Source organism: Enterobacter sp. 04-C-12-SI-ECC, from assembly GCF_047530715.1.
Lineage (GTDB): Bacteria > Pseudomonadota > Gammaproteobacteria > Enterobacterales > Enterobacteriaceae > Enterobacter > Enterobacter bugandensis.
Window position 1 is genome coordinate 111,585 of the sequence record NZ_JBLKDI010000010.1, and the last position, 25,799, is coordinate 137,383.

General features: G+C 61.1%; 26 protein-coding genes. 12 read left to right on the forward strand and 14 right to left on the reverse strand.

Annotated elements, in window-relative coordinates; all coding sequences use genetic code 11:
* The first annotated feature begins 24 nt into the window (after positions 1-24).
* Genes ACMWL8_RS14745 through ACMWL8_RS14755 form a run of 3 tightly spaced genes read left to right on the forward strand, consistent with a single transcriptional unit; the run spans position 25 to position 1,864 of the window.
* Entirely contained in the window at positions 25-639 is a 615-nt protein-coding gene (locus tag ACMWL8_RS14745) for a methylthioribulose 1-phosphate dehydratase (RefSeq protein WP_028012314.1), read from the forward strand.
* Positions 636-1,325, forward strand: a complete 690-nt coding sequence (gene mtnC / locus ACMWL8_RS14750) for an acireductone synthase (protein WP_045261029.1) — start codon at positions 636-638, stop codon at positions 1,323-1,325. Before ACMWL8_RS14745 ends, mtnC begins: the two co-directional genes overlap by 4 nt.
* A complete protein-coding gene (locus ACMWL8_RS14755; protein WP_010428475.1) occupies positions 1,322-1,864 on the forward strand; it encodes a 1,2-dihydroxy-3-keto-5-methylthiopentene dioxygenase in 543 nt (180 codons plus the stop codon). The genes mtnC and ACMWL8_RS14755 overlap by 4 nt, the downstream gene beginning before the upstream one ends.
* Before the next feature lie 492 nt (positions 1,865-2,356).
* Here ACMWL8_RS14755 and ACMWL8_RS14760 read toward each other — a convergent pair whose 3' ends face one another.
* Positions 2,357-2,827, reverse strand: coding sequence for an SRPBCC family protein (locus ACMWL8_RS14760; protein WP_045261030.1), 471 nt, complete (start codon positions 2,825-2,827; stop codon positions 2,357-2,359).
* Between the two features lie 42 nt (positions 2,828-2,869).
* The gene (gene mtnA / locus ACMWL8_RS14765; protein WP_045261031.1) at positions 2,870-3,886 is read right to left on the reverse strand and encodes an S-methyl-5-thioribose-1-phosphate isomerase; all 1,017 of its coding nucleotides are present in this window, start codon (positions 3,884-3,886) and stop codon (positions 2,870-2,872) included.
* A gap of 104 nt (positions 3,887-3,990) precedes the next feature.
* Here mtnA and mtnK point away from each other — a divergent pair, with 104 nt between their 5' ends.
* A complete protein-coding gene (gene mtnK, locus ACMWL8_RS14770) occupies positions 3,991-5,190 on the forward strand; it encodes an S-methyl-5-thioribose kinase (RefSeq protein WP_045261032.1) in 1,200 nt (399 codons plus the stop codon).
* A 65-nt stretch (positions 5,191-5,255) separates the two neighbouring features.
* Here the strand turns inward: mtnK and ACMWL8_RS14775 are convergent, their stop codons facing one another.
* The 4 genes from ACMWL8_RS14775 to ACMWL8_RS14790 are packed head-to-tail and all read right to left on the reverse strand — an operon-like array spanning position 5,256 to position 10,072.
* Positions 5,256-6,497, reverse strand: coding sequence for an LVIVD repeat-containing protein (locus ACMWL8_RS14775; RefSeq protein WP_028012308.1), 1,242 nt, complete (start codon positions 6,495-6,497; stop codon positions 5,256-5,258).
* Positions 6,494-7,558 (reverse strand): sugar ABC transporter substrate-binding protein, encoded by a 1,065-nt coding sequence (locus tag ACMWL8_RS14780; protein ID WP_045261033.1) that lies wholly within the window; start codon positions 7,556-7,558, stop codon positions 6,494-6,496. Before ACMWL8_RS14780 ends, ACMWL8_RS14775 begins: the two co-directional genes overlap by 4 nt.
* Positions 7,559-7,577: 19 nt before the next feature.
* On the reverse strand, positions 7,578-8,573 hold the full coding sequence (locus tag ACMWL8_RS14785; RefSeq protein ID WP_045261034.1) for an ABC transporter permease: 996 nt from the start codon (positions 8,571-8,573) through the stop codon (positions 7,578-7,580).
* Positions 8,570-10,072, reverse strand: coding sequence for a sugar ABC transporter ATP-binding protein (locus ACMWL8_RS14790; protein ID WP_045261035.1), 1,503 nt, complete (start codon positions 10,070-10,072; stop codon positions 8,570-8,572). Before ACMWL8_RS14790 ends, ACMWL8_RS14785 begins: the two co-directional genes overlap by 4 nt.
* Before the next feature lie 159 nt (positions 10,073-10,231).
* Between ACMWL8_RS14790 and ACMWL8_RS14795 the strand changes: the two genes are divergently transcribed.
* The 4 genes from ACMWL8_RS14795 (at position 10,232) to ACMWL8_RS14810 (ending at position 12,986) form a co-directional block, all read left to right on the forward strand.
* The gene (locus ACMWL8_RS14795) at positions 10,232-11,320 is read left to right on the forward strand and encodes an oxidoreductase (RefSeq protein WP_045261036.1); all 1,089 of its coding nucleotides are present in this window, start codon (positions 10,232-10,234) and stop codon (positions 11,318-11,320) included.
* Between the two features lie 57 nt (positions 11,321-11,377).
* Positions 11,378-12,121, forward strand: a complete 744-nt coding sequence (locus ACMWL8_RS14800) for an SDR family NAD(P)-dependent oxidoreductase (protein ID WP_028012303.1) — start codon at positions 11,378-11,380, stop codon at positions 12,119-12,121.
* Positions 12,122-12,304: 183 nt separating this feature from the next.
* Positions 12,305-12,607, forward strand: coding sequence for a type II toxin-antitoxin system RelE family toxin (locus tag ACMWL8_RS14805; RefSeq protein WP_052683010.1), 303 nt, complete (start codon positions 12,305-12,307; stop codon positions 12,605-12,607).
* Complete coding sequence (locus ACMWL8_RS14810; RefSeq protein WP_059357929.1) at positions 12,582-12,986, forward strand: helix-turn-helix domain-containing protein; 405 nt, start codon at positions 12,582-12,584, stop codon at positions 12,984-12,986. The genes ACMWL8_RS14805 and ACMWL8_RS14810 overlap by 26 nt, the downstream gene beginning before the upstream one ends.
* On the opposite strand, the gene ACMWL8_RS14815 is transcribed toward ACMWL8_RS14810, so the two are convergent.
* The 7 genes from ACMWL8_RS14815 to entC all read right to left on the reverse strand — a co-directional run bounded on the left by ACMWL8_RS14815 (position 12,983) and on the right by entC (position 20,323).
* A complete protein-coding gene (locus tag ACMWL8_RS14815; protein WP_006809671.1) occupies positions 12,983-13,180 on the reverse strand; it encodes a YbdD/YjiX family protein in 198 nt (65 codons plus the stop codon). The two genes, ACMWL8_RS14810 and ACMWL8_RS14815, sit on opposite strands and share 4 nt — an antisense overlap.
* A 59-nt stretch (positions 13,181-13,239) precedes the next feature.
* Complete coding sequence (gene cstA, locus ACMWL8_RS14820; RefSeq protein WP_045261038.1) at positions 13,240-15,345, reverse strand: pyruvate/proton symporter CstA; 2,106 nt, start codon at positions 15,343-15,345, stop codon at positions 13,240-13,242.
* 149 nt (positions 15,346-15,494) lie between these two features.
* Entirely contained in the window at positions 15,495-15,908 is a 414-nt protein-coding gene (gene entH / locus ACMWL8_RS14825) for a proofreading thioesterase EntH (protein ID WP_045261039.1), read from the reverse strand.
* The gene (entA, locus tag ACMWL8_RS14830) at positions 15,908-16,663 is read right to left on the reverse strand and encodes a 2,3-dihydro-2,3-dihydroxybenzoate dehydrogenase EntA (protein ID WP_045261040.1); all 756 of its coding nucleotides are present in this window, start codon (positions 16,661-16,663) and stop codon (positions 15,908-15,910) included. Before entA ends, entH begins: the two co-directional genes overlap by 1 nt.
* Positions 16,663-17,517 (reverse strand): isochorismatase, encoded by an 855-nt coding sequence (locus ACMWL8_RS14835; RefSeq protein WP_028012298.1) that lies wholly within the window; start codon positions 17,515-17,517, stop codon positions 16,663-16,665. The genes entA and ACMWL8_RS14835 overlap by 1 nt, the downstream gene beginning before the upstream one ends.
* Before the next feature lie 10 nt (positions 17,518-17,527).
* On the reverse strand, positions 17,528-19,138 hold the full coding sequence (gene entE, locus ACMWL8_RS14840) for a (2,3-dihydroxybenzoyl)adenylate synthase EntE (protein WP_045261041.1): 1,611 nt from the start codon (positions 19,136-19,138) through the stop codon (positions 17,528-17,530).
* Between the two features lie 9 nt (positions 19,139-19,147).
* Positions 19,148-20,323 carry an isochorismate synthase EntC gene (gene entC / locus ACMWL8_RS14845; protein ID WP_045261042.1) on the reverse strand — a complete coding sequence of 392 codons (1,176 nt, stop codon included), beginning with the start codon at positions 20,321-20,323 and terminating at the stop codon, positions 19,148-19,150.
* Positions 20,324-20,511: 188 nt separating this feature from the next.
* Between entC and fepB the strand changes: the two genes are divergently transcribed.
* Positions 20,512-21,471 (forward strand): Fe2+-enterobactin ABC transporter substrate-binding protein, encoded by a 960-nt coding sequence (gene fepB, locus ACMWL8_RS14850; protein WP_045261043.1) that lies wholly within the window; start codon positions 20,512-20,514, stop codon positions 21,469-21,471.
* A gap of 46 nt (positions 21,472-21,517) precedes the next feature.
* Here fepB and entS read toward each other — a convergent pair whose 3' ends face one another.
* The gene (gene entS / locus ACMWL8_RS14855) at positions 21,518-22,765 is read right to left on the reverse strand and encodes an enterobactin transporter EntS (RefSeq protein WP_045261044.1); all 1,248 of its coding nucleotides are present in this window, start codon (positions 22,763-22,765) and stop codon (positions 21,518-21,520) included.
* Positions 22,766-22,873: 108 nt separating this feature from the next.
* Here entS and fepD point away from each other — a divergent pair, with 108 nt between their 5' ends.
* The 3 genes from fepD to fepC are packed head-to-tail and all read left to right on the forward strand — an operon-like array spanning position 22,874 to position 25,658.
* The gene (gene fepD, locus ACMWL8_RS14860; RefSeq protein WP_045261045.1) at positions 22,874-23,878 is read left to right on the forward strand and encodes a Fe(3+)-siderophore ABC transporter permease; all 1,005 of its coding nucleotides are present in this window, start codon (positions 22,874-22,876) and stop codon (positions 23,876-23,878) included.
* The gene (gene fepG, locus ACMWL8_RS14865; protein WP_045261046.1) at positions 23,875-24,867 is read left to right on the forward strand and encodes an iron-enterobactin ABC transporter permease; all 993 of its coding nucleotides are present in this window, start codon (positions 23,875-23,877) and stop codon (positions 24,865-24,867) included. The genes fepD and fepG overlap by 4 nt, the downstream gene beginning before the upstream one ends.
* Entirely contained in the window at positions 24,864-25,658 is a 795-nt protein-coding gene (fepC, locus tag ACMWL8_RS14870; protein ID WP_045261047.1) for an iron-enterobactin ABC transporter ATP-binding protein, read from the forward strand. Before fepG ends, fepC begins: the two co-directional genes overlap by 4 nt.
* Positions 25,659-25,799 lie beyond the last annotated feature (141 nt).

The following is a 25,799-nucleotide window of genomic DNA, read 5'->3' on the forward strand; positions in this document are numbered from 1 at the left end:
TTCCTGGCCGAGGGGTAAAAGGAAATGACAGACAACCTGCTGCTCACACACCTGGTCGACGCCTGCCGCTGGATAGGTGCCAAAGGCTGGGCACCCGCCACCGGCGGTAATATGTCGTTGCGTCAGGACGAGCACCTCTGCTGGCTCAGCGAATCCGGCAAGGACAAAGGCAGCCTGACCACCGACGATTTTCTACAGGTTGAGATCGCCACCAACCGGGCGCCGTCCGGTCGAAAACCGTCGGCGGAGACCGGGCTACATACCCTTATCTATCGCCTGTTCCCAGAGGCTAACGCCGTCCTGCACGTTCATACCGTTAACGCCACGGTGCTGTCGCGTCTGGTCAAAGAAGCCGAACTGAATATCAGCGGTTTCGAGATGCAGAAATCGCTTACCGGGCAGACTACCCATCTGGATACCGTCGCCATCCCGGTGTTTGATAACGACCAGGACATCGACGCCCTCGCCTCGCGCATCGCCCATTACGCCCAGGAGCGTCCGCTTAATTATGGTTTTCTTCTGCGCGGCCATGGCTTAACCTGCTGGGGACGCGACGTGGCCGAAGCCCGCCGTCATCTGGAAGGTTTAGAATTCTTATTTGAATGCGAAATGCGTTTACGACAACTGGAGAGAGTATGATTCGCGCGATTGTGACGGATATTGAAGGAACCACCAGCGATATTCGTTTTGTCCATGACGTTTTGTTCCCCTACGCGCGTGAGCGGCTGGCGGCCTTCGTGACCGCCCAGCAGTACGCCGAGCCGGTCAAATCGATTCTGGACAACCTGCGCGATGAAATCAGCGATCCGCATGCCGGCGTCGGCGATCTCATCAACGTGCTGTTTAGCTTTATGGATGAAGACCGCAAATCGACGGCGCTCAAAGCCCTGCAAGGCATCATCTGGCAGGAGGGCTACATCAACGGTGACTTTACCGGCCATCTGTACCCTGACGTTCTGCCCGCGCTGGAAAAATGGAAGGCGCAAGGGATTGATCTCTATGTTTATTCCTCTGGCTCCGTTGCTGCGCAGAAACTGTTATTTGGCTACAGCGACGAAGGTGATATTACTCATCTGTTCAGCGGCTATTTTGATACCCACATCGGCGCCAAGCGCGAGGTGCAGTCTTACAAGAACATAGCGGCGCAAACGGGCATCGCCCCGTCGCAGATCCTGTTCCTGTCGGATATTCATCAGGAGCTGGACGCGGCTGAACAGGCGGGTTTTCGCACCCTGCAACTGATTCGCGGTGAAGATGACGGCGCGAGCCATCACCATCAAATCCACCAGTTTGACGAGATTAATCCGGAGCAGATCCCTTCATGAGCGCATTGACCATTTATTCCGATAAAGACGCCAGCCAGCACCAGTGGCACAGCACCGACGCCGCCGAGATCGCTCAACAGCTGAACGCTAAAGGCGTGCGCTTTGAGCGCTGGGCGGCAGACCGTGATTTAGGGCAGGATCCTGCGCCCGAAGCCGTGATCGAAGCGTATCAACACGCGATCGACAAGCTGGTGGCAGAGAAAGGCTATCAGAGCTGGGACGTGATCAGCCTGCGCGCCGACAATCCGCAGAAAGAGGCGCTGCGCGCGAAGTTCCTGAACGAACACACCCACGGCGAGGACGAAGTACGCTTTTTCGTGGAAGGTGCCGGGCTGTTCTGCCTGCACATTGGCGATGAGGTTTATCAGGTGCTGTGCGAGAAAAACGACCTGATTTCCGTGCCGGCGGGCACGCCGCACTGGTTTGATATGGGTTCAGAGCCGAACTTTACCGCCATTCGTATTTTCGACAATCCGGAAGGCTGGGTGGCGCAGTTTACGGGCGATGCAATCGCGGATGCCTATCCACGCCTGGCCTGATCTTTTCTCCCTCTCCCTGTGGGCTGAGGGTTCCCCACAAATTAATGCTAGCTAGCACTGAACAATCCCCTCGCCCCTTTGGGGAGAGGGTTAGGGTGAGGGGAACATACGGCTGTGGTGGTCATTCCGTTCACTTTATGTTCCCTGCTACTCTGTAACGACATGACCGGTGAACGTGCCAGGGTGGCTCAGTCGCCACCACCCTGGCGACCCGGGCTCCCGGCGGTAAATCGCCGCTTCGCGGTGCCCTCGGCTTATTCCTTCCGGCTTATCGGGTACGGGCGGAGGTAACGTCCCTGTAAAGCCCGCCCTCTCGGCGCATCCCTGCGCCTCGCCCCGGCCTGCAGGAAACGCCTCAGCGATTTACAGCCGGACCAGAGCATCGCTGAAAGCCTTAAATCGTTCTGAAACAACGTTAATGCTTCTGCTTAAGAATTACTGGGGATTCCTCAGCCCTGTGAGAGAGGGTCGGGGTGAGGGCACCAGCGCGCACTACGCGTTAAGCCCTTTCACATACTCCACCAGCTGATCCAGCACTATCCCCCACCCTCCGTGGAAGCCCATCTGTTCATGCTGCTCGCGGATTTCCTTCGTCGGATGGCGCGCTATCGCCGTATAGCGGGTTTTCCCCTCCCCGACGTCTTCCAGCAACAAAATTGCCGTCATAAACGGCTTCTCGGCCGGTTTCCAGCCTTCGGTATAGCCGTCGGTAAACACCAGCTTTTTCCCCGGGTCGATTTCCAGGAAGACACCCCGGTTATCCATCCCCTGCCCGTCTACCTCAAACACGGTGTTGAACCGCCCGCCCACGCGCAAGTCGAGGTCGCATTCGGTCACCTTGTGCGGAGCAGGAATGAAGAAGTTTTTGATGTGCTCGGGCGTGGTCCAGCAGAGCCAGAGCAGGTCGCGCGGTGCGTCCACCACGCGCTCCAGTTTTAAGTCTGTTTCAGGATCGAGCGTCACAATGTTGTCCTCTCAGGGAACCCCCTTAAAGGATAGCCGGACTCAGGCAAATTTCCCTTCCGCCACCTCATCCGGCGTGACCACACCCGTATCCAGCACCCAGCCGCTAATCAGCGAGGCAGGCGTGACGTCGAATGCCGGATTATAGACCTGCGCGTCTTCCGGCGCCCACTGCACCGCGCCAAAGCTTCCGGCAACGCCCGTCACCTCGCTGGCGGCGCGCTGCTCGATGGGGATCGCATCCCCGTTCGGGCAGGCCGGGTCGAGCGTCGTTTGTGGGGCGGCGACGTAGAACGGAATACCGTGGAATTTCGCCAGCACCGCCAGCGAATAAGTGCCGATCTTGTTCGCCACATCACCGTTAGCGGCGATGCGATCGGCCCCCACCCACACGGCGTCCACCTGCCCTTTCGCCATCAGGCTGGCGGCCATGGAGTCGGTAATCAGCTGATACGGCACCCCCAGCTCGCCCAGCTCCCATGCGGTCAGCCTGCCGCCCTGCAACAGCGGACGGGTTTCATCCACCCAGACGCTGCTGACGTTACCCTCCTGATGCGCGCGGGCAATCACGCCCAGCGCCGTACCGACGCCCGCGGTTGCCAGCCCGCCGGTGTTGCAGTGGGTCAGCAGACGGCTGCCGGGCTTCACCAGCGCGCTGCCCGCTTTTGCAATCGCGTCGCAAAGCCGTTTGTCTTCGTCAATCAGGCGCAGCGCCTCAGCCACCAGCGCCGGAACGAAATCCTCTTCCCACAGCGCAAACTTCATGCGGTCGAGGTTGTTCATCAGGTTTACAGCCGTCGGGCGGGATGCGCGAAGCGTTTCCAGCGCCACCGCCAGCTCATCGCGGCTTTTGCCGTTTTCCGCCAGCAGCGCCAGCAGCAGGCTTGCAGAGAGACCAATCAACGGCGCGCCACGCACGCGCAGAGCGTGGATATGCCCAACCAGCGCCTCCACCGTTGAGGCATCCAGCCAGCGTTTCTCCTGCGGAAGCGCCTGCTGGTCGAGAATAAAGAGCTGGTTATCCGCCACCCGCAGGCTGGTCGTCTGTAATGTCTGCATGTCGTTAATTCCCTGTTGCGTTGTTGTAGCACATTGTGTCAGGATGAAATCCAGATGTATAGACGTCTACATGTCTTAATTAGTTAACTCGTGAGGAGCAGGCCATGTCGCAATACCGTACCTTTACCGCTCAGGACGCCGTGGAGTATGCCAGGCAGTTTGGTGGGCTTGACGATCCGTCATCGCTGGTAGAGGCGCAGGAAGTGGGCGACGGCAACCTCAATCTGGTTTTTAAAATTTACGACAGCGCGGGCGTCAGCCGCATTATCGTCAAACAGGCACTGCCCTACGTGCGCTGCGTCGGCGAGTCATGGCCGCTGACGCTGGATCGCGCTCGCCTCGAGGCGCAAACTCTGGTCGAGCATTACCAGCACAGCCCGCAGCACACCGTGAAAATCCACCACTTTGATCCGGAACTGGCGGTGATGGTGATGGAAGATCTCTCCAGCCATCGCATCTGGCGCGGCGAGCTGATCAACAACATTTACTACCCGCAGGCGGCGTGCCAGCTGGGCGAATATCTCGCGCATGCGCTGTTTCACACCAGCGATTTCTACCTGCACCCGCACGCGAAAAAAGCGCAGGTGGCGAAATTCATCAACCCGGAGATGTGTGAGATCACCGAAGATCTGTTCTTCAACGATCCGTACCAGGTTCATGAGCGCAATAACTACCCTGCCGAGCTGGAAAATGACGTCGCCGCCCTGCGCGACGACGCCCCGCTAAAAATTGCCGTGGCCTCCCTGAAGCACCGCTTCTTCTCGCATGCCGAAGCGCTGCTGCACGGGGATATTCACAGCGGCTCGATATTTGTGGCCGACGGCAGCCTGAAGGCCATCGACGCCGAGTTCGGCTATTTCGGGCCGATTGGCTTTGACGTCGGCACCGCCATCGGCAACCTGCTGCTCAACTTCTGCGGCCTGCCGGGCCATCTGGGCATTCGCGATGCCGCCGCCGCGCGCGAGCAGCGCCTGACCGATATTCAGGAGCTGTGGAACACCTTCGCGGAACGCTTCCAGGCGCTGGCAAACGAGAAAGCCCGCGACGCCGCGCTCAGCGCACCGGGCTATGCCTCCGCGTTCCTGAAAAAAGTCTGGCATGATGCCATCGGGTTCTGCGGCACCGAACTCATTCGCCGCAGCGTCGGGCTTTCCCACGTCGCGGATATCGATAGCATCCAGGACGAGGCCATGCGCCACGAGTGTCTGCGCCACGCGATCGCGCTCGGCAAGGCGCTGATTGTCATTGCCGACCGTATCGACAACGCGGAAGATCTGGTGGCGCGGGTGCGGCAGTACAGTTGAGTGCCGTTTGTTTGCCGGGTGGCGGCTGCGCCTTACCCGGCCTACATTTCGCACACGGCAAAAACTCACCCCAGATACTCAATCACCGACAGCCCGCCGTTATAGTCCGTGCTGTAAATAATCCCCTGCGCGTCCACAAACACGTCACAGGACTGGATCACCTGCGGGCGATTCGGCCGCGTGTCCATCATCCTCTCCGGTGCCGCGGGCACCAGCGCACCGGTTTCCACCGGGCGATACGGATTAGAAATGTCATACGCGCGCACGCCCGCATTCTGATAGGTGGCAAAAATCAGCGTTGAGCTGACAAAGCTTCCGGGCCGGTTCTCGTGCAGGTTGTGCGGGCCGAAATGCGCCCCTTTCGCCACGTAGTCGATTTCATTCGGCTGCGGGAAGGTCGAGATGCTCACCGGGTTCGACGGCTCGCGGATATCAAACAGCCAGATCAGCTTCTCGCCGTCTTCTTGGTTATCGAGCACCGCTTCGTCCAGCACCACCAGCAGATCCCGGTCCGGCAGCGGCAGCGCGGTGTGCGTCCCACCGCCAAACGGCGGACTCCAGTTACGGTGGCTAATAAGCTTAGGCTGGGTACGATCCTTCACGTCAAGCAGCGTTAAGCCGCCGTCGCGCCAACTGCCGTACGCCGTATCGCCGGCAATAATCGCGTGGTGGAGCGCGTAGCGTTTCCCTTCCGGCCAGTTCGGCTGTTCGCCTTCGGCCTGGTTCATACCCGGCAGCCACCAGCGCCCCGCCACCTCGGGCTTGCGCGGGTCCGCCAGGTCAATGGTCAGGAAAATGTAGTCGGTAAAACCGTCGATCAGCGCCGACACGTACGCCCAGCGGCCACCCACGTACCAGATGCGGTGAATGCCGATGCCGCTCAGCGAGAGAAAGCCAATTTCGCGCGGCGCGTCCGGCGTGGAGATATCAAAAACGCGAAGCCCGGCGCTCCAGCCCCTGTCCTGCACGTCGCTGACGGTTTCTCCTACCTGACGGGTGTAGTAGACCTTCTCGTCGGCGAAGCGGGCATCGGCAAACAGATCCCGGGCGTTGATCACCAGCAGCAGGTCGTCATGCGCCTGGAGGTGCACGTTCCAGGTGCCCGGCGGCGCAGGCACATAGCCCGCGGGTTTCGGGTTTTTCGGGTCGCGCACGTCTACTATCGAAAAGCCCTGCGACACCATATGGCCGATATAGGCAAAACCGCGGTGCACCATCAGCTGCACGCCGTCCGGGCGACCGCCCTGATCGCTATGGCCGATCAGCCGCATATTGCGGCTGTATTCTGGCGTGGGGAGGATGCTCATTTATTTTTCGCTTCCAGCGTCGCAAACCACGGCGCAATAAAATCTTCCGTCTGGCCCCAGCCCGGAATGATTTTGCCCAGCGACGCTACGTTCACCGCCCCCGGCTGCGCGGTCAGCAGCGCCTGCGGGATCGCAGCGGCTTTGAAGTCGTAAGTGGCAGGCGTGGCTTCCCCGGCAATCTTGTTGGCGATCAGGCGCACGTTAGTCGCACCAATCAGCTTCGGATCCACCGCCACGCTCACCTTCCACGGGCTGCCCGGCTCGCGCATCAGCTGCAGATCCTGGTTGGAGATGTCAATGCTATAGAGCTTGATCTCGGTGCGTCCATTCTCCTTCAGCGCTTTATACGCCCCCTGGCTGAAGGCGTCCCAGGTCCCCCAGATGGCGTCGATTTTGCCTTTCGGGTATTTCGCCAGGATCGCGCCCACCTTGTTGGCGGTGTCGCCCTGCACGTCAGAAGAGACCGCGCCGATGGACTCCAGCTCTTTAATCTCCGGGTACTGCTTTTGCAATTCTTTATAGGCTGCCTGACGGCGCTCCATCGGCGGGAAGCCCGCCACCCACAGCTTGACGATATTCGCCTTGCCGTTGAAATCTTTCGCCAGTTGGCCGAAGGAGAGATTCGTCAGGGAGGCATCGTCCTGCTGGGTGACGGTCACGCCCGGGATCTCGCCGTTAACGGCGGTATCAAAAACGGCAACCTTGATCCCGGCATCCACCGCCTTCTTCACCAACGCGGTGGAGTACGGATCGCGGCCCTGCGACAGGATGATCCCGTCATATTTCTGGCTGATGGCCTGGTTAACGAAGTCCTGGAATTTAGCGTCATCCCCGTTGCTCAAAAAGGTGCTGACCTTAAAGCCGAGTTTTTTCCCTTCCTGAATGGCCCCGGCAACAAACTGCGTGGTGTTGTCGTCCGAGCCGAGGTTACGGATCACCGCGATGCGGATCGGTCCGTCGTGGTTCGCAATGGCGGCCGGAACCGGCGCGGGCGTGGCCGCGAATCCCGGCAGAGAAGTGAGTAACCCCAGTGCCACCAAAGAGAGCGCAATCTTTTTCATTTTTTATCCCGTTGTGTTGTCAGCGTTTTTGTATGTAGGTAATCGCCAGTGCCACCGCGAGCACCAGCCCTTTTATTATGTCCATGGCGTAATACGGCACGGAGAGCATCACCAGCCCGTTCGACAGCACGCCGAGGATCACCGCCCCCACCAGCGTGCCAAGCGCGTTCGGCTTGCCGGACCCGGCCAGCGAGAAGCCAATCCACGCCGCGGCCACCGCATCCATCAGATAGCCGCCGCCCGCATTGACCTGCGACGATCCGATGCGGGAGGCCAGCAGAATGCCGCCCAGCCCCGCCAGCAGCGAGGCAATCACATAGGCCGCCACCTTGTAGCGCGTGGTGCGAATGCCCGAGAGGCGCGCCGCTTCAGGGTTGCCGCCAATGGCATACATCCGGCGTCCGTGAGTGGTCAGCGACAGCCCCAGCTGCGCCAGAAGGGTCACCGCCAGCATGATGATGACGATGGTCGGCACCTGCCCCAGCAGGCTGAACGCCGCCGGAATGGTCCCTTCCGCCATGTCGCCGCTCGGCAGCACCATGTTCTCGGTAATCGACCCGCCGTAGCTGTAGGTCATCGCCACGCCCTGGATGACAAACAAGCTGGCGAGCGTCGCGAGCATGTCCGGAATACGCAGGATGACGATCAGGAAAGCGTTAAACAGGCCGACCAGCGTACAGAGCGCGAGAGTGATTACAATCGACTCGGTGGTGCCGAAGCCGTGCCAGACAAAAAGCGAAATGACCAGCGCGTTCGCCAGCGACGCCGTGGAGCCCACGGAGAGATCGAACCCGCCGACGGTCAGCGAAATCGACACGCCAACGGCAATCACCGTCACGATGGCAATCGAGCGCAGAATATTGATGATGTTGTTCGGGTCGAGGAAGCTGTCCGACGCCAGGCCAAAGACGGCCACCAGCGCGACGACGGTGAGCAGCATGCCCCATTTATAGAGAAAATCAAAAAGTTGCTGACGGCCAGACGCCGCCGCGGTCACTGAAAGGGCCTTGCTCACGACGCCGTTCCTCCGGTTGAATAATAAAGTAGTGTCTCTTCACGGGCCTCGGTCCCGGCGATTTCCGCCACGATGCGCCCGTCCCACAGGACGCAGATGCGGTCGCACAGTCCCACCAGCTCGGCAAACTCGCCGGAGGCGTAAATCACCCCTTTGCCCTCGCGAGCCAGGCCGTCAATCAGCTGGAACAGATCGGTTTTGGCCTTCACGTCCACGCCTTTGGTCGGCTCGTCGAAGATCAGCACGCTGGCGTCATTACGCAGCCACTTGCCGATGGCTACCTTCTGCTGGTTACCGCCGGACAGACGTCGCAAAACCTGCCCGGGACCGCGGGCGCGAACGCCAACGCGGGCGATCACCTCCTCCGCCCAGCGCCACGCCTGACGATGGCCGAACAGGCTCCAGCGCGAGAAGCTGTTATCGGCGCACACGGCAAGGTTCATGCTCACCGGCTCGTCGATAAAAATGCCCTCCTTGCGCCGCTCCTCCGGCACCAGCGCCAGGCCGCGCAGCACCGAGTCCGCTGGGTCGCGCGGCTGCCATGGCTGTTGATTCAGCGCACCGCGCGCCACGCGGCTTTTGGTGGCGCCAAACAGCGCCTTGCAGAGTTCGGTTTTCCCCGCCCCCGCCAGCCCGGCAATGCCGAGGATTTCGCCTTTGCGCAGGTGCAGGGAGATATCCTTCAGCAGCGCGTCGTCGTGCAGTCCTTCCACTCGCAGCAGCGTTTCGTCACCGTGCGGCGGTCGCGCGGGCGGGTAGATATCGCTCAGCACGTGGCCGAGCATCTTCTCAACAATCTCTTCACCGCTGAGATCGGCCATCGGGCCGGACTCAATCAGCTTGCCGTCGCGCAGCACCGTCAGGGTATCGCAGATGGCCTTCAGCTCGTGAATGCGGTGGGAGATAAACACCACGCCGATGCCCTGCTGTTGCAGACGTCTTACCACCGCAAACAGACGCTCGCTCTCGTGCGCGTCCAGCGGCGCGGTGGGCTCGTCAAGAATCAAAAAACGGCAGTGGTGAGACAAAGCGCGTGCCAGCAAAATCTGCTGCTTTTCGGCCAACGAACAGCCGTCGATGGAGCGGCGAACGTCCAGCGTAATGTCGAGCTGCGCCAGCGCCTGCCGCGCCTGCTGACGAACGGTGCGCCAGCGGTAGCGGTGCCCCGGCTGCGCCAGCTGGTCGAGCATGATGTTCTCCGCAATGCTTAACCCCGGGATCAGCGCCACGTCCACCTCCTGCTGCACAAGGTGGATGCCCAGCCGTTTGGCGTCCAGCGGCTCGCGAATGTTTACCGGCTGGTTGTTAATGCTGATTTCGCCTTCATAGTGGTCGTGCGTCCCGCACAGCACCGCCATCAGCGTTGATTTCCCCGCACCGTTGGCGCCAGTCAGCGCATGCACCGACCCGCCGTTCAGCGTGAAGTCCACGCGCGTCAGCGCCTGAAAGCCGGAAAAGGCCAGGCTGATACCGCGCATTTCAAGACGACTGGAAACCATCCGCGTAAATCCTTCATAACTCTTCTGATTTATCGAATTTTTCACAGCTCCGGTTGACTGACAACGACGGAAAAGGCATAAGATAAAGCGAAATATTATTAGCCATCCGGATGTCCAGACATAACATCGGGTTAGCGCTTGCGAAAAAAGGACAACACCATGAGCAACACCGACATCCGCGTCGTGCCCGGCCCGGCGAACTACTTCTCCCATTCCGGAAGCCTTGCGCATCTGAATGACTTCTTTACCCCGGAACAGCTTTCCCGCGCGGTGTGGATTTACGGCGAGCGGGCAATAGAGGGCGCACGCCCTTATCTGCCGCAGAGTTTTAACGCGCCGGGGGCGAAGCACCTGCTGTTTAAAGGCCACTGCAGCGAGCGCGACGTCACCCGGCTGGTGAACGAAGCGGGAAGCGATGCCAGCGTGGTGATTGGCGTGGGCGGCGGCGCGGTGATGGACACCGTTAAGGCCGTGGCGCGCCGCTTAGGCGTTCCGTTCGTGGGCATTCCCACCATCGCCGCCACCTGCGCAGCGTGGACGCCGCTCTCCGTCTGGTACAACGATGCCGGTCAGGCGCTGCAGTTTGAGATTTTTGACGACGCTAACTTTCTGGTGCTGGTGGAGCCGCGGATCGTTCTGAACGCCCCGGCGGAATATTTGCTGGCGGGCATCGGCGATACGCTGGCGAAGTGGTACGAAGCGGTGGTTCTCGCCCCACAGCCGGAAATCCTGCCGCTGACCGTGCGCCTTGGCCTTAACGGCGCGCTGGCGATCCGCGACGTGCTGCTGGAACACAGTGAGCAAGCGCTTGCCGACCAGCAGCGCGGCGAGCTAACGCAGGCGTTTCGGGACGTGGTGGACGCCATTATTGCCGGCGGCGGGATGGTCGGCGGCCTGGGCGAACGCTACACCCGCGTGGCGGCGGCACACGCGGTGCACAACGGCTTGACCGTGCTGCCGCAGACGGAAAAATACCTGCACGGCACCAAGGTGGCCTACGGCATTCTGGTGCAGAGTGCCCTGCTCGGCCAGGACGACGTGCTGGCACAGCTGGTGGCGGCATACCGGCGCTTTAACCTGCCGACCACGCTTCGCGAGCTGGACGTCGACATCAATAACCGCGACGATCTCGACAAGGTCATCGCCCACACGCTGCGCCCAGTGGAGTCGATTCACTATCTGCCGGTGACGTTAACGCCTGAGGTTCTGCGCGCCGCGTTTGAGAAGGTGGAATCCTTCCGCCGTTAATTGCGCCGACGGGCTATACCTAATGATGGTTCTCACCACTCTCGTAACGAGGTCATCATGCAGATCGATTTAACAGGTAAAAAGGCGCTGGTTACCGGCGCCAGCCGCGGGCTGGGTCGTGCGATTGCCCTGTCGCTGGCGCGCGCCGGTGCTGATGTGGTCATCACCTATGAAAAATCCGCCGATAAAGCACAGGCGGTCGCCGATGAAATTAAGGCGCTGGGGCGGCACGGCGAGGCCATTCAGGCGGACAGCGCCAGCGCGCAGGCGATTCAGGATGCCGTCACCCATGCGGCACGGTCTCTCGGCGGACTGGACATCCTGGTCAATAACGCCGGTATCGCGCGCGGCGGCCCGCTGGAGTCCATGACGCTGGCGGACATCGACGCACTGATCAACGTCAACATCCGCGGCGTGGTGATCGCCATTCAGGAAGCGCTGGTGCATATGTCCGACGGCGGGCGCATCATCAACATCGGCAGCTGTCTGGCGAACCGCGTGGCACAGCCGGGGATTGCCGTCTACTCAATGACCAAATCTGCACTGAACTCCCTCACCCGCGGTCTGGCCCGCGATCTTGGCCCGCGCGGCATTACCGTTAACCTGGTGCACCCCGGACCGACCAACAGCGATATGAACCCGGAGGACGGTGAACAGGCTGACTCACAGCGTCAGCTTATTGCCCTGGGCCATTACGGCCAGCCGGAAGACGTCGCGGCGGCGGTTACCTTCCTCGCCAGCCCGGCAGCCGGGCAGATCTCAGGCACCGGTCTGGACGTGGACGGCGGTTTGAACGCCTGATCGCAATATTCCTGCAAGCCTCTGTCGCCCGGCAGAGGCCTTGTCGAGCCGCCTCGACGGTTTGCGTTTTGCCTCTTACCTGCGCTTTTTTTCCGCTCTACAGTACCCCATAAGAAATTCGGAATTTATCTAATAGTCTTATTATTTCCTTACATTTTGTGTGGGCGTACAGTGGAGGTACGGATGAAGATCGTGTGGTCAAAAACAGCAGAGAAGCAATTTTCTAAAATCGATACGCGATATCAGAACCGCATTAAATTCAGGCTGGAGAAGATGGATGATAAAACATCACCTGTCGCGGATATCAAGAAATTATCTTCTCCCGAAAACCACTACAGGTTGCGATCAGGTGATTACAGGGTCATTTACACCTTCGGAGACCCGCCGGGTGATACCTGTTACGTAGTGGCGGTAAAACGCCGGACAACCACCACCTACCTTCATGAGGAGCATACGGAATATGACTGTTCAGTTCATAAAGGATGAAGCAGGAAAAAAACAGTATGTTGTCATTCCCTACGATGAATATTTTCGCATGCGTTTAGCCATGCTTGAGTATGATGACGATGATGAAAGCGACTGGGAAGACATCCCTTACGAATCAGATATCTACGATAACGTAGGTTTACCGGGTGAAGTGTGCGACATCATGCATAGCGAGAACGTCAGCCTGCAGGCCGCGTGGCGTATCCTGCGCGGGCTATCCCAGCAGGAGGTGGCAGAGAAACTGGGCATTACCCAGTCTGCCGTGTCACAGCTTGAAGCGCTGGACTCCCGTCCGCAAAAGCGCACCCGCGAAAAGCTGGCGGCAATTTATGGCTGCAAGCAGGAGCAAATCAGCCTCTATTTACCGAAAGAGGGTTAACAGCACTTCGCCCCGCCCTTTCCGCCGTAGCGGGCGTCCTGGCGGTCGCGGAAAAACTCTTCGTAGGTCATCGGCGTCTGGTCCGGGTGGTTGACGCGCATATGCTCGACGTAGTTATCGTAATCCGGCACGCCAATCATCATTTTGGCGGCCTGGCCCAGGTACTTACCTGCTTTGGAGAGGGTGTCGAACATCATTCTGGTCTCACTGGAAATGTAGGCCGGGTAAGCGCTAGCGCCACCCGGCACACAGGTTAATGTGCCCCTTTCGCCTGGGTCACAATCTCGTCCAGGTTTTCAGGCATCGGCTCGTACGGCGTCTCTTTCGCCGTCGGCGTGTCGACCTTCAGCGCCGCCAGCGCGGTTTTCAGAGAATACAACGCCAGCACCACAACCACCACCATAAAGAAGATGGTCAGTCCGGCATCCAGACGGTTGTTGAATACCAGCTGAGACAGCTGTGACTCGGTGTACTGCGCCGGGATCTTACCGCTGTCGATCATCGCCTGAAACTTGTTGGCGATGGCCAGGAAGCCCACCTTATTGTCCGGGCTGAAGGCTTTTTGCCAGCCCGCCGTCAGGGTACAGATTAGCAGCCAGGCGGTTGGCACCAGCGCCACCCACGCGTAACGCTGGCGCTTCATCTTGAACAGCACCACCGCACAGAGCATCAGCGCCATGCCTGCCAGCATCTGGTTGGCGATACCGAACAGCGGCCACAAGGTGTTGATCCCGCCCAGCGGATCGACCACGCCCTGATGCAGGAAGTAGCCCCACGCCAGCACGCACAGCGCCGTCGCCAGCAGGTTAGCCGGGAGCGAATCGGTCCGCTTCAGTTTCGGGGAGATGACGCCCAGCAGGTCCTGGAGCATAAAGCGCGCCGCACGGGTCCCCGCATCCACCGCCGTCAGGATAAACAGCGCTTCAAACAGAATGGCGAAGTGATACCAGAACGACACGTCCATCAGCCCGCCCAGCGCGCCGTGAAGAATATACGCCATGCCAACCGCCAGCGTCGGTGCCCCGCCCGCGCGGGAGATAATGGACTGCTCGCCCACTTCGCTGGCGATGCTCGTCAACGTTTCAGGCGTAATCGCAAAGCCCCAGCCGCTCACCACCTGCGCGGCAGAGGCCACCACGTCAACGGTACCGGCCGGAGCCAGGACCGCCATCGGGCTATTCATCGCGAAGTAGACGCCCGGGTCGATAATGCAGGCGGAAACCAGCGCCATAATCGCCACGAAGGACTCCATCAGCATGCCGCCGTAGCCAATCAGGCAGGCCTGATTTTCATTCGCGAGCATTTTCGGCGTCGTCCCGGAGGCGATCAGCGCGTGGAAGCCCGACACCGCACCGCAGGCGATGGTAATAAACAGGAACGGGAACAGGTTACCAGTCCAGACCGGGCCGGTACCGTCGATGAATTTGGTCAGCGCAGGCATGGTCAGGGTCGGGCGCATAATCAGAATGCCGATGGCCAGCCCGACGATGGTGCCGATTTTCAGGAAGGTTGAGAGATAATCGCGCGGGGCCAGCAGCAGCCACACAGGCAGCACCGCCGCCACAAAGCCGTAGCCCACCAGCATCCAGGTCAGCTGCACGCCGGTAAAGTCGAAGAATGGTGCCCAGGTCGGGCTTTCCGCCACCCAGCCGCCGGAGATAATGGCGAACACCAGAAACACCAGGCCAATCACCGACACTTCACCGATGCGCCCCGGGCGCAGGTAGCGAATGTAAATCCCCATAAACAGCGCCAGCGGAATGGTAAAGGCGACCGTGTAGGTTCCCCACGGGCTGTGGGTCAGCGCTTTCACCACGATCATCGCCAGCACCGCGAGGATGATCACCATGATCATAAAGGTCGCCACCAGCGCAATCACCCCGGCGGTTGCCCCCATCTCCTCTTTCACCAGCTCACCCAGAGAACGGCCGTCGCGACGGGTGGAGACGAACAGCACCATAAAGTCCTGCACCGCGCCCGCCAGCACCACCCCCGCGAGGATCCAGATCATCCCCGGCAGGTAGCCCATCTGCGCCGCCAGCACCGGCCCCACCAGCGGGCCTGCACCGGCAATCGCCGCGAAATGGTGACCGAACAGCACTTTTTTATCGGTCGGCACGTAGTCCAGCCCGTCGTTGTGGCGCACGGCTGGCGTCATGCGTGTGCCGTCTACGCCCAGTACCGTCTTTGCGATATAGCGGCCATAAAAACGGTACGCAATGAGATAAATGCAGACGGAGGCGACGACGATCCAGAGCGCATTGATCTGCTCCCCCCGGTTGAGGGCGATATAGCCCAAGGCAAAGGCTCCCACAACGGAGAGCACCGCCCACGTAAGGTATTTCCCTGAGTTGTTCATAGTTGTTGTCCGTTGTTGTGAAACAGTGAGATGTTACATTTTGTTTCTAGAACAACCGATAAAATTTAACAACTTTGAAACGCAATAATGCGTGGTCAAACCAGAGATTTACACCACAGTGTTAAGCCGATCACTTTCAGCTGAATGGCCTACCCCAGCACCATCGTGCTCAACCGACAGGTACAGCACCGCCGCCCCTGCTCGTCGAATACCACGATCTCCCAGCTCTGGCTCGAACGCCCCAGATGCAGCGGCTGACACACGCCGCGCACCTTACCGTGAGAGACCGCGCGATGGTGCGTGGCGTTCAGCTCAGTGCCGACCACGCTCTGCCCGTCGCGGGTCATCAGAAAACCTGTCATTGAGCCCAGCGTTTCCGCCAGCGCCGCCGACGCCCCGCCGTGCAGCAGGCCAAACGGCTGATGGGTACGGGCATCCACCGGCATCTCCGCTTCCAGCGTGTCGTCTCCGAGGCGGGTATAGACAATGCCCAGGTGCGCCACCAGGGTATTCACGCTGGTGGCGTTCAGTTCTTCAAGCGATAAATGACGTTTCCAGATCATTACGCCCCCAGCGTGGAGCCGCCGTCCACCACGATATCCTGCAGGGTAATATGGCTGGCGGCATCGGACGCAAGGAACAGCACGGTGGCGGCAATTTCCCGCGGACGGGCGATTTTGCCGAGCGGAATGCCGAGCTTGAACTGCTCGCCAAAGCCGCGAATACGCTGCTGTTCCGCGTCGTCGCTTTTCCACAGGGTGCGCTGCATGTCGGTATCCGTTGAGCCCGGCGATACCAGGTTACAGCGCACGCCGCTGCCCGCCAGCTCCAGCCCGACGGTCAGCGCCAGGCTTTTCAGCGCTGCCTTCGACGCGCCGTACGCGCTCATGCCGATGCGCGGGGTGTGCGCCGCGTCGGAGGCCACGGTCACTATCGCCCCGCCCTGCTGACGGCGGAACTGGCCCATCGTCTGCTGAAACAGGTTAAACGCGCCGCCGACGTTAACCGCAAAGGTCTGCTGCCAGTCTTCCTGCGAAAGCTCGTCCGTCGCGCCCATGCGCAGAATGCCCGCCGCGTTAACAAGCACGTCGAGGCGCTCAAGGGTGCCGAGTAAACGCCCGCAGACGTCGCCCACCTGCGCCGCGTCCGCCACGTCCAGCGTTTCGGTAGAAAAGGGATAATCGTCCTGCGGGAAGGCCAGATCGAACCCGGTCACCCGCGCGCCCGCCTCCACAAAGGCCAGCGCGGTCGCATAGCCAATACCTTTACCCGCGCCCGTTACCCAAACCGTTTTACCGGTAAAATCGAACCCCGCCATCACTTCACCTCACGGGAGAGCAGAGCCCACCAGGCGTCAAGGGTCGGATTTTTCGCCAGCATCACGAAGTCGATGTCGCCGTGCACCTTTCGCCAGCGCGCGGCCAGCGCCATCATGCGCACCGAGTCCAGACCGTAGTCGATAAGGTTTTCGTCATCCATCGGCTCGTCGGACTCGTCCAGCAGCGGCAGGATCAGCGCGCGCAGCGCGGCTTTCGTTGCCGGAACGGACGGCAGCAGCTCGTCGGTCATCACCACGCGGCCCGAACGTCCGGCCACGTATTTCAGCGACATCAGGTGCTCGTCACGGGTGAAGTCCGCCAGCGCGTCGGCGATAAAGAACGGCTTGATGTCGCGCATAAAGGCGTCGGTGGCGGTGGTCATGCAGCCGATGTGGGCATACACGCCGGTAATCAGCAGCTGGTTGCGGCCGGTCTCTTTCAGCATCTGCTCCAGCGGCGAGCGGTGAAACGCGCTGTAGCGCCACTTCACCAGCACGGTGTCCGCTTCGTCCGGCGTCAGTTCAGCCACGATACGCTGCTGCTCCGGCGAGCGGGTCAGGCCCGGCCCCCACATGTCGTTCAGCAGGGCGCGGTCTTCATCGCTCTGCTCTTTCGGCTGCGCGGTGTAGTACACCGGGATATTGTGTTCTTTGCAGTAAGCGCGCAGTTTAGCGATGTTCGCCACCACCTGCTGCATCATGTCGCTATTTTCGCCCCAGAAGTTCAGGAAATACTCCTGCATATCGTGGATCAGCAGCGCGGCGCGCTCCGGCTCAAACGCCCAGTTCACCTTGTTGGTCGGCAGCTCTGCAGCGGTTGGCAGCGCGTAAGCGGTTAATTTTGGAATGGCCATTCTCTGTTCCTCAGCCCCGGGCGCGTTCAGCAAGCCACAGGCGCAACTGTTTCTTATCAACTTTGCCGACCGGCGTGAGCGGAAGCGCATCCACGCTCTCCACGCGGTCCGGCAGCTTAAATTCGGCAACGCCCTGCTCACGCAGGAAGCGGCGCACCTCAACCGCGCGCAGGGGCTGTTTCACCACCAGATACGCACAGCTTTTTTCGCCCAGCAGGGTGTCCTCCATGCTCACCAGCGCGGCGTGGATCACCGCCTCGTGGCGCAGCAGCAGGTTTTCGATCTCTTCGGCGGCAATCTTTTCGCCACCGCGGTTGATCTGATCTTTCTCGCGCCCCTGCACGGTGATGTAGCCCTGCTCATCGATGGCGATCAGATCGCCGGAGCAGTAGAAACCGTTGGCATCAAAGGCGCTGGCGTTGTGCTCCGGGCTGTTGAAATAGCCGCGGAAGGTGTACGGGCCGCGCGTCATCAAACGTCCGACTTCTCCGCGCGGGAGCGGATTGCCGTCCTCGTCCGCCACCCACACCTCGTCGTCCGGACACATTGGGCGGCCCTGGGTATTGATGATGCGTTCCGGCGCATCGTCGAGGGCGGTGTAGTTCACCAGCCCTTCCGCCATGCCGAATACCTGCTGCAGCTGGCAGCCGATTTCCGCCGGAATACGCGCCGCGAGCGTGGCGGAGAGGCGTGCGCCGCCCACCTGGAGCAGCTTGAGGGATTTCAGCTGCGCGTTCCCCGCGCCGTCGGCAATCGCCTGCAGCCAGAGGCTCACCGCCGGAGGGACCAGCGACGTCACGTTGATCTGATGCTGCTCAATCAGCGGGAAGCAGAGCGTGGCGCTCGGATCGTTCGCCAGCACCACGCAGCCGCCCGCCGTGAACACGCCTAACGATCCCGGCGAGCTCATGGCGTAGTTATGCGCCGCGGGAAGCGCGTTCAGATAACGGGTGTGCGCAGTGATACCGCAGATTTCGTTGCTGCGGCGGATGCTGTAGTCGTAGTCGTTGTGCGTACGCGGGATCAGCTTCGGCGTGCCGGTGCTGCCGCCGGAGAGCTGGAAGAACGCCACCTCGTCTGCGGGCGTCGGGTTGGGGATGAAGTTGTCCGCCGGGCGCGCAATCGCCGCTTCCAGCGCATGTTCACCCTTATCGCCGCGCAGCAGCACGGCGCGAACCGAGCGGTGTTCATCCACAAAGGTATTGAGAAAATCATCCACCGCGAACAGGGCATGTTGGCGATCGGCGATCAGCACGGCGGGTTTGATCTGGGCGGCGTAGGCGTTCAGCTCGCTGCGCTGATGGCTAAAGAGCGCGTTAACCGGCGCGACGCCGATCTGCAGCAGCGCGAAAAAGGTGATGTAAAACTCGGCGACGTTGCCGAGCTGCACCAGCGCGGTCTCGCCGCGGTGCAGCCCCTGCGCCTGGAGGGCAGACGCCAGATTCGTCACCGCCTCATTAAACGCGCGGTAGGTGATGTGGCGATCGCCGTCAATAATCGCGACCGCATCGCTTTGCGCATGGTCCGTCAGGATGTGGGTCAGCGGCAGATCCTGCCAATAGCCTTTTTCACGGTAGCGGCGGGCAAAATCCTCAGGCCAGCGGGTAAAAGGGATGGTCATGGGTATTCCTTAGTGCAAACCAAACACGTTAAGCATGGTGGAGAGCTTCACGCCCGTCTCACGCCACTCGCCCACCGGGGAGGAGGCAGGCACAATGCCCGCGCCGGCAAACAGGCGAACGGTATTTTCGTGAAGACGCGCGCAGCGGATGGTCACCACCCACTCGCCGTTGCCTTCACTGTCGCACCAGCCGACGATGCCGCCGAACAGCTCGCGGTCGAACGGCTCCAGCTCGGCAATCAGTTCTTTAGCCGCCTGATGCGGAAAGCCGCTCAGGGCCGGGGTCGGATGCAGCAGGCAGGCCAGCGTCAGGGCGTTTTCGTTCTCGCGCGCGTCACCTTCAACCGGCGTCGCCAGATGCCACAGCGTCGGCGTGGTGATGAGCTGCGGGGAAGACGGCATGCTCAGGTGATGGCTGCGCGGTTCCAGAATGGCCTTCATCGCCTGGGTCACCAGGTCGTGTTCGTGGCGGTCCTTTTCGGAGGCCAGCAGCTTATTGCCCGCCTCGCGATCCAGCACGTCGTCCGGCTGGCGGCGCGCGGAGCCTGCCAGCGGCAGCGAGCTAAAGTGCCTGCCCTCTTTGCGCAGCAGCAGTTCCGGGCTGGCGCCGAGCAGCACGCCGCCGTCTTCCAGCGGCACGTGGAAGTTAAAACTCGCCGGGTTCTGAGCGATCAGACGCTCCATCAGCGCGCCGCTGTCCATTTTTTTGTCGGTGGCGATATCAATCAGGCGCGACAGCACTACCTTATTCACCTGCGGCGTGGCGGTGAGCGACGCGGCGCGCGCGACCATCTCTTCAAAAACGGGCTGAGCGGGGATCTCGGTGCGCTGTTCCACCTTCAGCCCCTGCGCGCCGGAGAAATAGCGTGCGGACTGCTGACGCGCGGGACGGGAAAACGTCTCCCAGCGTTGCGGAATAAACAGCGAAGACGGCTTGCGGGTATCGAACGGGATGGCCCCTACCATGACGGGATGGGCGATGCCGCTGGCTTTCGCATCCCGGAAAGCCTGGGCTAATTTCTGCTGGAACTGCCCCGCCGGATCGTCGCCGCCGACGGCAGGTTCAGAGAATCGGGCAAAACAGCCTGAGGTGGTAAAACTGCGGTAAGGCGACATAAAGAAAAAGCTGTCTGATTGCAGCGTGGTCGCGGTGTGCTGAACTTCCTCAGCCAGGGACGTGTCCATATCATCCTCCTCAAAATGATAAAAGAAGCAATAATGATTATCATTTATATTTTCGTCGGCTAACCTAATCCCACAGCGCGCCGCTGTCAACCGTCGGGCCATTAACTTCTGCGACAAACGCTTGCATCCCTTCCCGGCAACCATGAAAATGAGAAGCATTATCTTCAATAAAAACAGGATGCCGCTCTGTGAAAATCGCTGCCGTTTGCCGCAATGCCCTTCTTCTGACAGGACTTTTTGTTTTAGGACTAACCTCAGCCACCGCCGCAGACTGGCCGCGCCAGGTCAACGACAGCCGCGGCGTGCATACGCTTGAGAGCAAACCGACGCGCATTGTCTCCACCAGCGTGACCTTAACCGGATCTCTGCTGGCGATTGACGCGCCGGTCATTGCCAGCGGCGCAACCACGCCGAACAACCGCGTGGCGGACGCGCAGGGTTTCCTGCGTCAGTGGGGGGATATTGCAAAACAGCGTAAGGTTGCACGGCTGTACATCGGCGAGCCGAGCGCCGAAGCGGTGGCCGCCCAGATGCCGGACCTGATTCTAATCAGCGCCACCGGCGGGGATTCCGCGCTGGCGCTGTACGATCAGCTCTCCGCCATCGCCCCGACGCTTATCATCAATTACGACGACAAAAGCTGGCAGGAACTGCTGACCCAGCTGGGCACGATGACCGGGCACGAGAAACAGGCCGCTGAACGCATCGCCGCGTTCGATAAACAGCTCGCGCAGATGAAACAGCAGATGAAACTGCCGCCGCAGCCGGTGAATGCCATCGTCTACACCGCCGCCGCGCACACGGCGAACCTGTGGACGACAGAATCGGCGCAGGGCAAGCTGTTACACCAGTTGGGCTTTACGCTGGCGGCGTTACCCGATGGGCTGCACACCTCAAAAAGCCAGGGCAAGCGTCACGACATTATTCAGCTGGGTGGAGAAAATCTGGCGACGGGGCTGAACGGCGAAGGGCTGTTCGTGTTTGCCGGCGACGAGAAAGACGTGAATGCGATTTACGCCAACCCGCTGCTGGCGCATTTACCGTCGGTGAAAAACAAACGCGTCTGGGCGCTGGGAACGGAGACGTTCCGCCTGGATTATTACAGCGCGATGCTGGTGTTAGACAGATTGAATGCGTTGTTTAAGTAGGCATTTTCCCTCCCTCTCCTCATGGGAGAGGGCCGGGGTGAGGGCATCAGGCCGCACCGTCGTTCAACACGACCTCCTGCCTGAACCGCCGCAATTCCACCAGCGCCACCAGTAAGATCGCGCCAACCATCGCTAACACAAACCCGCTGCTGCTCGCCGACGCCACCGGGGTCATTATCGCCCCCAGCCCGCCGAGGATCGCCGCGCCAATCGCATCGCCCGTCACGTTCTGCGCGGTCCACAGGCCGTTGATACGCCCCAGCATCCCTTCCGGCGTCTGGGTCTGGATCAGGGTGTACTGTAAAAGTGAGCTGACCGCACTCAGCCAGCCGAAAATCACCAGACACATCACCCCCAGCGCCCAGACCGGCATCAGGCTGAAGAAGCCGATGGCGATAAACGAGGCCAGCGTCGCCACCAGCATAATCAAGCCCGGACGCGCGCTTTGGGCCAGGTTACCGCTGGTCAGCGCCCCGCAGGTCGCACCGAGCGGAATGGCGGCGTACAGCACGCCAATCTCTGAGGCGCTCATCTGCCACTCGCCCGCCAGCGCCGGGTAAAGCACGCGCACGGCGCTCGCCATCGTCAGCAGGCCGCCGAGCAGCGCAATGCCGCCAATCAGCGGGTTGCTGAACAGAAAACGAATCGCGGCCATCAGGGACTTCAGCGGGTGCTCGCGCGGCTGCGGCGGCGGGGGCAGGAGCGGCAGACGCAGTAACGTCAGGGTGGTGATAAAGGTGCCCGCCGCGGCAAGGCCGTAGTTCCACGCCACGTTGCCGGTGGCCAGCAGCAGGCCGCCGACCATCGGCGAAATCACCGAGCCGAGGCGTACCGTGAGCATGGTGATTGCTCCCGCCTGCATCAGGTTCTCGCGCCCGACCAGCGCGGGCGTCGCCGCCAGCAGCGCCGTCACGCCTAAGGAGGCAAAAAAGCCGTCCCACAGCCCGAGGGCATAAATGGCCATCAGCGACGGCTCAGGGAGCATGGCGTTCAGACACAGCCCGATAAAGCCCACGCCGCAGGTGCCGCGCGCCAGCAGGATCAGCTTCTTGCGCTCGTAGCGGTCCGCCAGCACGCCGCCGACCATCAGGCCGATGAACATCGCCCCGCCGGTTAAGGTGACGGATAACCCCACCAGCCAGCTGGAGTGCGTCATGGTCTGGATCTGTACCGGCACGGCCACGCCGAGCAGGCCGAGGGACAAAATGGAGATAAAGCGAGCGATAAAAACGGCGCGATACGCCGGGTGCGTTTTCAACAGGCTGAGGTTAAGCAGCCAGGATTTTTGATTCATGACAAAGCCTTGAGTCTATTTCTACCCATTCCATGGGCGCACATGCTAACATAGCCAAATAAGATAGATAACGATAATCACTATCATTATCAAATCATGGATGTTGCTATGTCGTTTTCCTCTTCTGCGGCGCGCGCCATTGCCGTGCCCGTATTATTGCTACTGCTAATCCTTGCGATTGCACTCAGCCTGCTGGTCGGCGCGAAGCCGCTACCCGCCAACGTTATCGTTGATGCGCTCTCCGGAACCTGTCAGAGCGCGGACTGCACCATCGTGCTCGACGCCCGCCTGCCCCGCACTCTTGCCGGACTGCTGGCCGGTGGCGCGCTCGGCCTTGCGGGTGCCCTGATGCAAACCCTTACCCGTAACCCGCTGGCGGACCCCGGCATTCTTGGCGTCAACTCCGGGGCCAGCTTTGCCATCGTGCTCGGCGCGGCGCTGTTCGGGTTGACGTCACCCTCTGAACAGCTGGCGATGGCCTTCTGCGGCGCGCTGGCCGCCTCGCTGGTGGTTGCGTTTACCGGCAGTCAGGGCGGCGGGCAGCTGAGCCCGGTTCGCCTGACGCTTGCGGGCGTAGCGCTCGCGGCGGTGCTGGAAGGCTTGTCCAGCGGCATCGCCCTGCTCAACCCGGACGTCTACGACCAGCTGCGCTTCTGGCAGGCCGGCTCGCTGGATATCCGCACCCTTGAAACCTTAAACGTGGTGGCAATCCCGGTCATTATCGCCGCCGTCGTGGCGCTGTGTTTAAGCCGGTCGCTGAACAGCCTGAGCCTCGGCAGCGACACCGCGACCGCCCTCGGCAACCGCGTGGCGCGCACGCAGCTGACTGGCCTGCTCGCTATCACCGTGCTGAGCGGCAGCGCAACCGCCGTGGTCGGTCCGATCGCCTTTATCGGCCTGATGATGCCGCACATGGCGCGCTGGCTGGTGGGGTCGGACCACCGCTGGTCGCTGCCGGTCACGCTGCTGGCCACCCCTGCCCTGCTGCTGTTTGCCGACGTGCTGGGCCGCCTGCTGGTGCCCGGCGAGCTGCGCGTCTCGGTGGTGAGCGCGTTTATCGGCGCGCCGGTGCTGATCTTCCTGGTACGACGCAGACGCGGAGGTGGCGCATGATAGCTCCTTCCCGTCGTTTACTCACCAGCATCTTCCTGCTGGCTATCGCCATTACTCTGCTGGCGGTCTGGAGCCTGCAAAGCGGTGCCGTAACGCTTGATTTCGCGCAGGTCTTTCACGCCCTCACCGGCAGCGCGCCGCGTAACATCACCATGGTGGTCACCGAATGGCGACTGCCGCGCGTGGCGATGGCGATCCTGGTGGGCGCGGCGCTCGGCGTCAGCGGCGCGATTTTCCAGTCGCTGATGCGTAACCCCCTCGGCAGCCCGGACGTGATGGGCCTGAATACCGGCGCGTGGAGCGGCGTGCTGGTGGCGATGGTGCTGTTCGGGCAGCATCTGACGGCCATTACCTTTACGGCGATGGCGGGCGGCATTCTGACCTCGCTGCTTATCTGGGCCCTGGCCTGGCGCAACGGCATTGACACCTTCCGGCTGATCATTATCGGGATCGGCATCCGCGCGATGCTGATGGCCTTTAACACCTGGCTTTTGTTGCAGGCGTCTCTGGAAACCGCGCTCTCCGCCGGGCTGTGGTATGCAGGCTCCCTCAACGGCCTGACGTGGGGCAAAACCTGGCCCGCCGCGCCGCTGATTTTGCTGATGTTTATCGGCGCCCTGCTGCTGGTACGCCGGATGCGCCTGCTGGAGATGGGCGACGACAGCGCCTGCGCGCTGGGCGTGAGCGTTGAGCGTTCGCGCCTGATGCTGATGCTGGTGGCGGTACTGCTGACCGCCGCCTCCACCGCCATCGCCGGGCCGATCTCGTTTATTGCCCTTGTCGCGCCGCATATCGCGCGGCGTCTTAGCGGCACCGCACGCTGGGGCTTGACCCAGGCTGCCCTGTGCGGTGCGATGCTGCTGCTGGCCGCCGACCTCTGCGCCCAGCGGCTGTTTATGCCTTATCAACTTCCGGTGGGCGTGGTGACCGTCAGCCTCGGCGGGATTTACCTCATCGTCTTGCTCGTTCAGGAGTCACGCAAGAAATGACAGATTCAACAACCCGCTTGCGCGGCGAAAACTTGACCCTCTGCTATGGCAAAAAAATCATTGCCCGTGATTTAACCGTCGCCATTCCGGACGGCCACTTCACCGCGATTATCGGTCCGAACGGCTGCGGCAAATCGACCCTGCTGCGCACCCTGAGCCGCCTGATGTCGCCGACAGAGGGCAGCGTATTCCTGGACGGAGAGCAGATCCAGCGCTTCGCCAGCAAAGAGGTGGCCAGGCGCATCGGGCTGCTGGCGCAAAACGCCACCACGCCGGGAGACATCACGGTGCAGGAGCTGGTCTCGCGCGGGCGCTACCCACACCAGCCGCTGTTTACCCGCTGGCGCAAAGAGGACGACGAGGCCGTGAAGCGCGCGATGGAGGCAACGGGCATCACCGATCTGGCTCAGCAAAGCGTGGATACCCTCTCTGGCGGACAGCGACAGCGGGCGTGGATCGCGATGGTGCTGGCGCAGGAGACCGCCATTATGCTGCTGGACGAGCCGACGACCTGGCTGGACATCAGCCATCAGATTGACCTGCTGGAGCTGCTGAGCGAGCTGAACCGCACGCAGGGGTATACCCTGGCGGCGGTACTGCATGATTTAAACCAGGCCTGCCGCTACGCGACGCATCTGATTGCCTTGCGCGACGGCGAGATTGTGGCGCAGGGCGCGCCGAAGGAGATTGTGACGCCAGAGCTGATCGCGCGGATCTACGGCATGCGCTGCATGATTATTGACGATCCGGTGGCGGGTACGCCGCTGGTGGTGCCGTTAGGTCGGCGGTAATTGCCGGGTGGCGGCTACGCCTTACCCGGCCTTGTATTATCCTCCCGTACAGAAAGAACCGGCCAGTTCTTTCTGTCAGGCAGTCCACATGCCGTACCCGGCCTTAGGCCACGAGCCTGTGTTGTAGATCCCTGCAGTGGA

Bases quoted from the DNA above. Each gene is read 5' to 3' on its own strand.
- ACMWL8_RS14810 (WP_059357929.1), top strand. From the start codon at position 12,582: ATGACTGTTCAGTTCATAAAGGATGAAGCAGGAAAAAAACAGTATGTT.
- mtnA (WP_045261031.1), bottom strand. From the start codon at position 3,886: ATGCAGACATTACAGACGACCAGCCTGCGGGTGGCGGATAACCAGCTC.
- fepC (WP_045261047.1), top strand. From the start codon at position 24,864: ATGACAGATTCAACAACCCGCTTGCGCGGCGAAAACTTGACCCTCTGC.
- ACMWL8_RS14755 (WP_010428475.1), top strand. From the start codon at position 1,322: ATGAGCGCATTGACCATTTATTCCGATAAAGACGCCAGCCAGCACCAG.
- ACMWL8_RS14800 (WP_028012303.1), top strand. From the start codon at position 11,378: ATGCAGATCGATTTAACAGGTAAAAAGGCGCTGGTTACCGGCGCCAGC.
- entH (WP_045261039.1), bottom strand. From the start codon at position 15,908: ATGATCTGGAAACGTCATTTATCGCTTGAAGAACTGAACGCCACCAGC.
- entS (WP_045261044.1), bottom strand. From the start codon at position 22,765: ATGAATCAAAAATCCTGGCTGCTTAACCTCAGCCTGTTGAAAACGCAC.
- entE (WP_045261041.1), bottom strand. From the start codon at position 19,138: ATGACCATCCCTTTTACCCGCTGGCCTGAGGATTTTGCCCGCCGCTAC.
- fepG (WP_045261046.1), top strand. From the start codon at position 23,875: ATGATAGCTCCTTCCCGTCGTTTACTCACCAGCATCTTCCTGCTGGCT.
- cstA (WP_045261038.1), bottom strand. From the start codon at position 15,345: ATGAACAACTCAGGGAAATACCTTACGTGGGCGGTGCTCTCCGTTGTG.
- entC (WP_045261042.1), bottom strand. From the start codon at position 20,323: ATGGACACGTCCCTGGCTGAGGAAGTTCAGCACACCGCGACCACGCTG.
- ACMWL8_RS14745 (WP_028012314.1), top strand. From the start codon at position 25: ATGACAGACAACCTGCTGCTCACACACCTGGTCGACGCCTGCCGCTGG.
- ACMWL8_RS14775 (WP_028012308.1), bottom strand. From the start codon at position 6,497: ATGAGCATCCTCCCCACGCCAGAATACAGCCGCAATATGCGGCTGATC.
- mtnC (WP_045261029.1), top strand. From the start codon at position 636: ATGATTCGCGCGATTGTGACGGATATTGAAGGAACCACCAGCGATATT.
- entA (WP_045261040.1), bottom strand. From the start codon at position 16,663: ATGGCGGGGTTCGATTTTACCGGTAAAACGGTTTGGGTAACGGGCGCG.
- ACMWL8_RS14805 (WP_052683010.1), top strand. From the start codon at position 12,305: ATGAAGATCGTGTGGTCAAAAACAGCAGAGAAGCAATTTTCTAAAATC.
- fepD (WP_045261045.1), top strand. From the start codon at position 22,874: ATGTCGTTTTCCTCTTCTGCGGCGCGCGCCATTGCCGTGCCCGTATTA.
- mtnK (WP_045261032.1), top strand. From the start codon at position 3,991: ATGTCGCAATACCGTACCTTTACCGCTCAGGACGCCGTGGAGTATGCC.
- ACMWL8_RS14790 (WP_045261035.1), bottom strand. From the start codon at position 10,072: ATGGTTTCCAGTCGTCTTGAAATGCGCGGTATCAGCCTGGCCTTTTCC.
- ACMWL8_RS14795 (WP_045261036.1), top strand. From the start codon at position 10,232: ATGAGCAACACCGACATCCGCGTCGTGCCCGGCCCGGCGAACTACTTC.
- ACMWL8_RS14780 (WP_045261033.1), bottom strand. From the start codon at position 7,558: ATGAAAAAGATTGCGCTCTCTTTGGTGGCACTGGGGTTACTCACTTCT.
- ACMWL8_RS14815 (WP_006809671.1), bottom strand. From the start codon at position 13,180: ATGTTCGACACCCTCTCCAAAGCAGGTAAGTACCTGGGCCAGGCCGCC.
- ACMWL8_RS14835 (WP_028012298.1), bottom strand. From the start codon at position 17,517: ATGGCCATTCCAAAATTAACCGCTTACGCGCTGCCAACCGCTGCAGAG.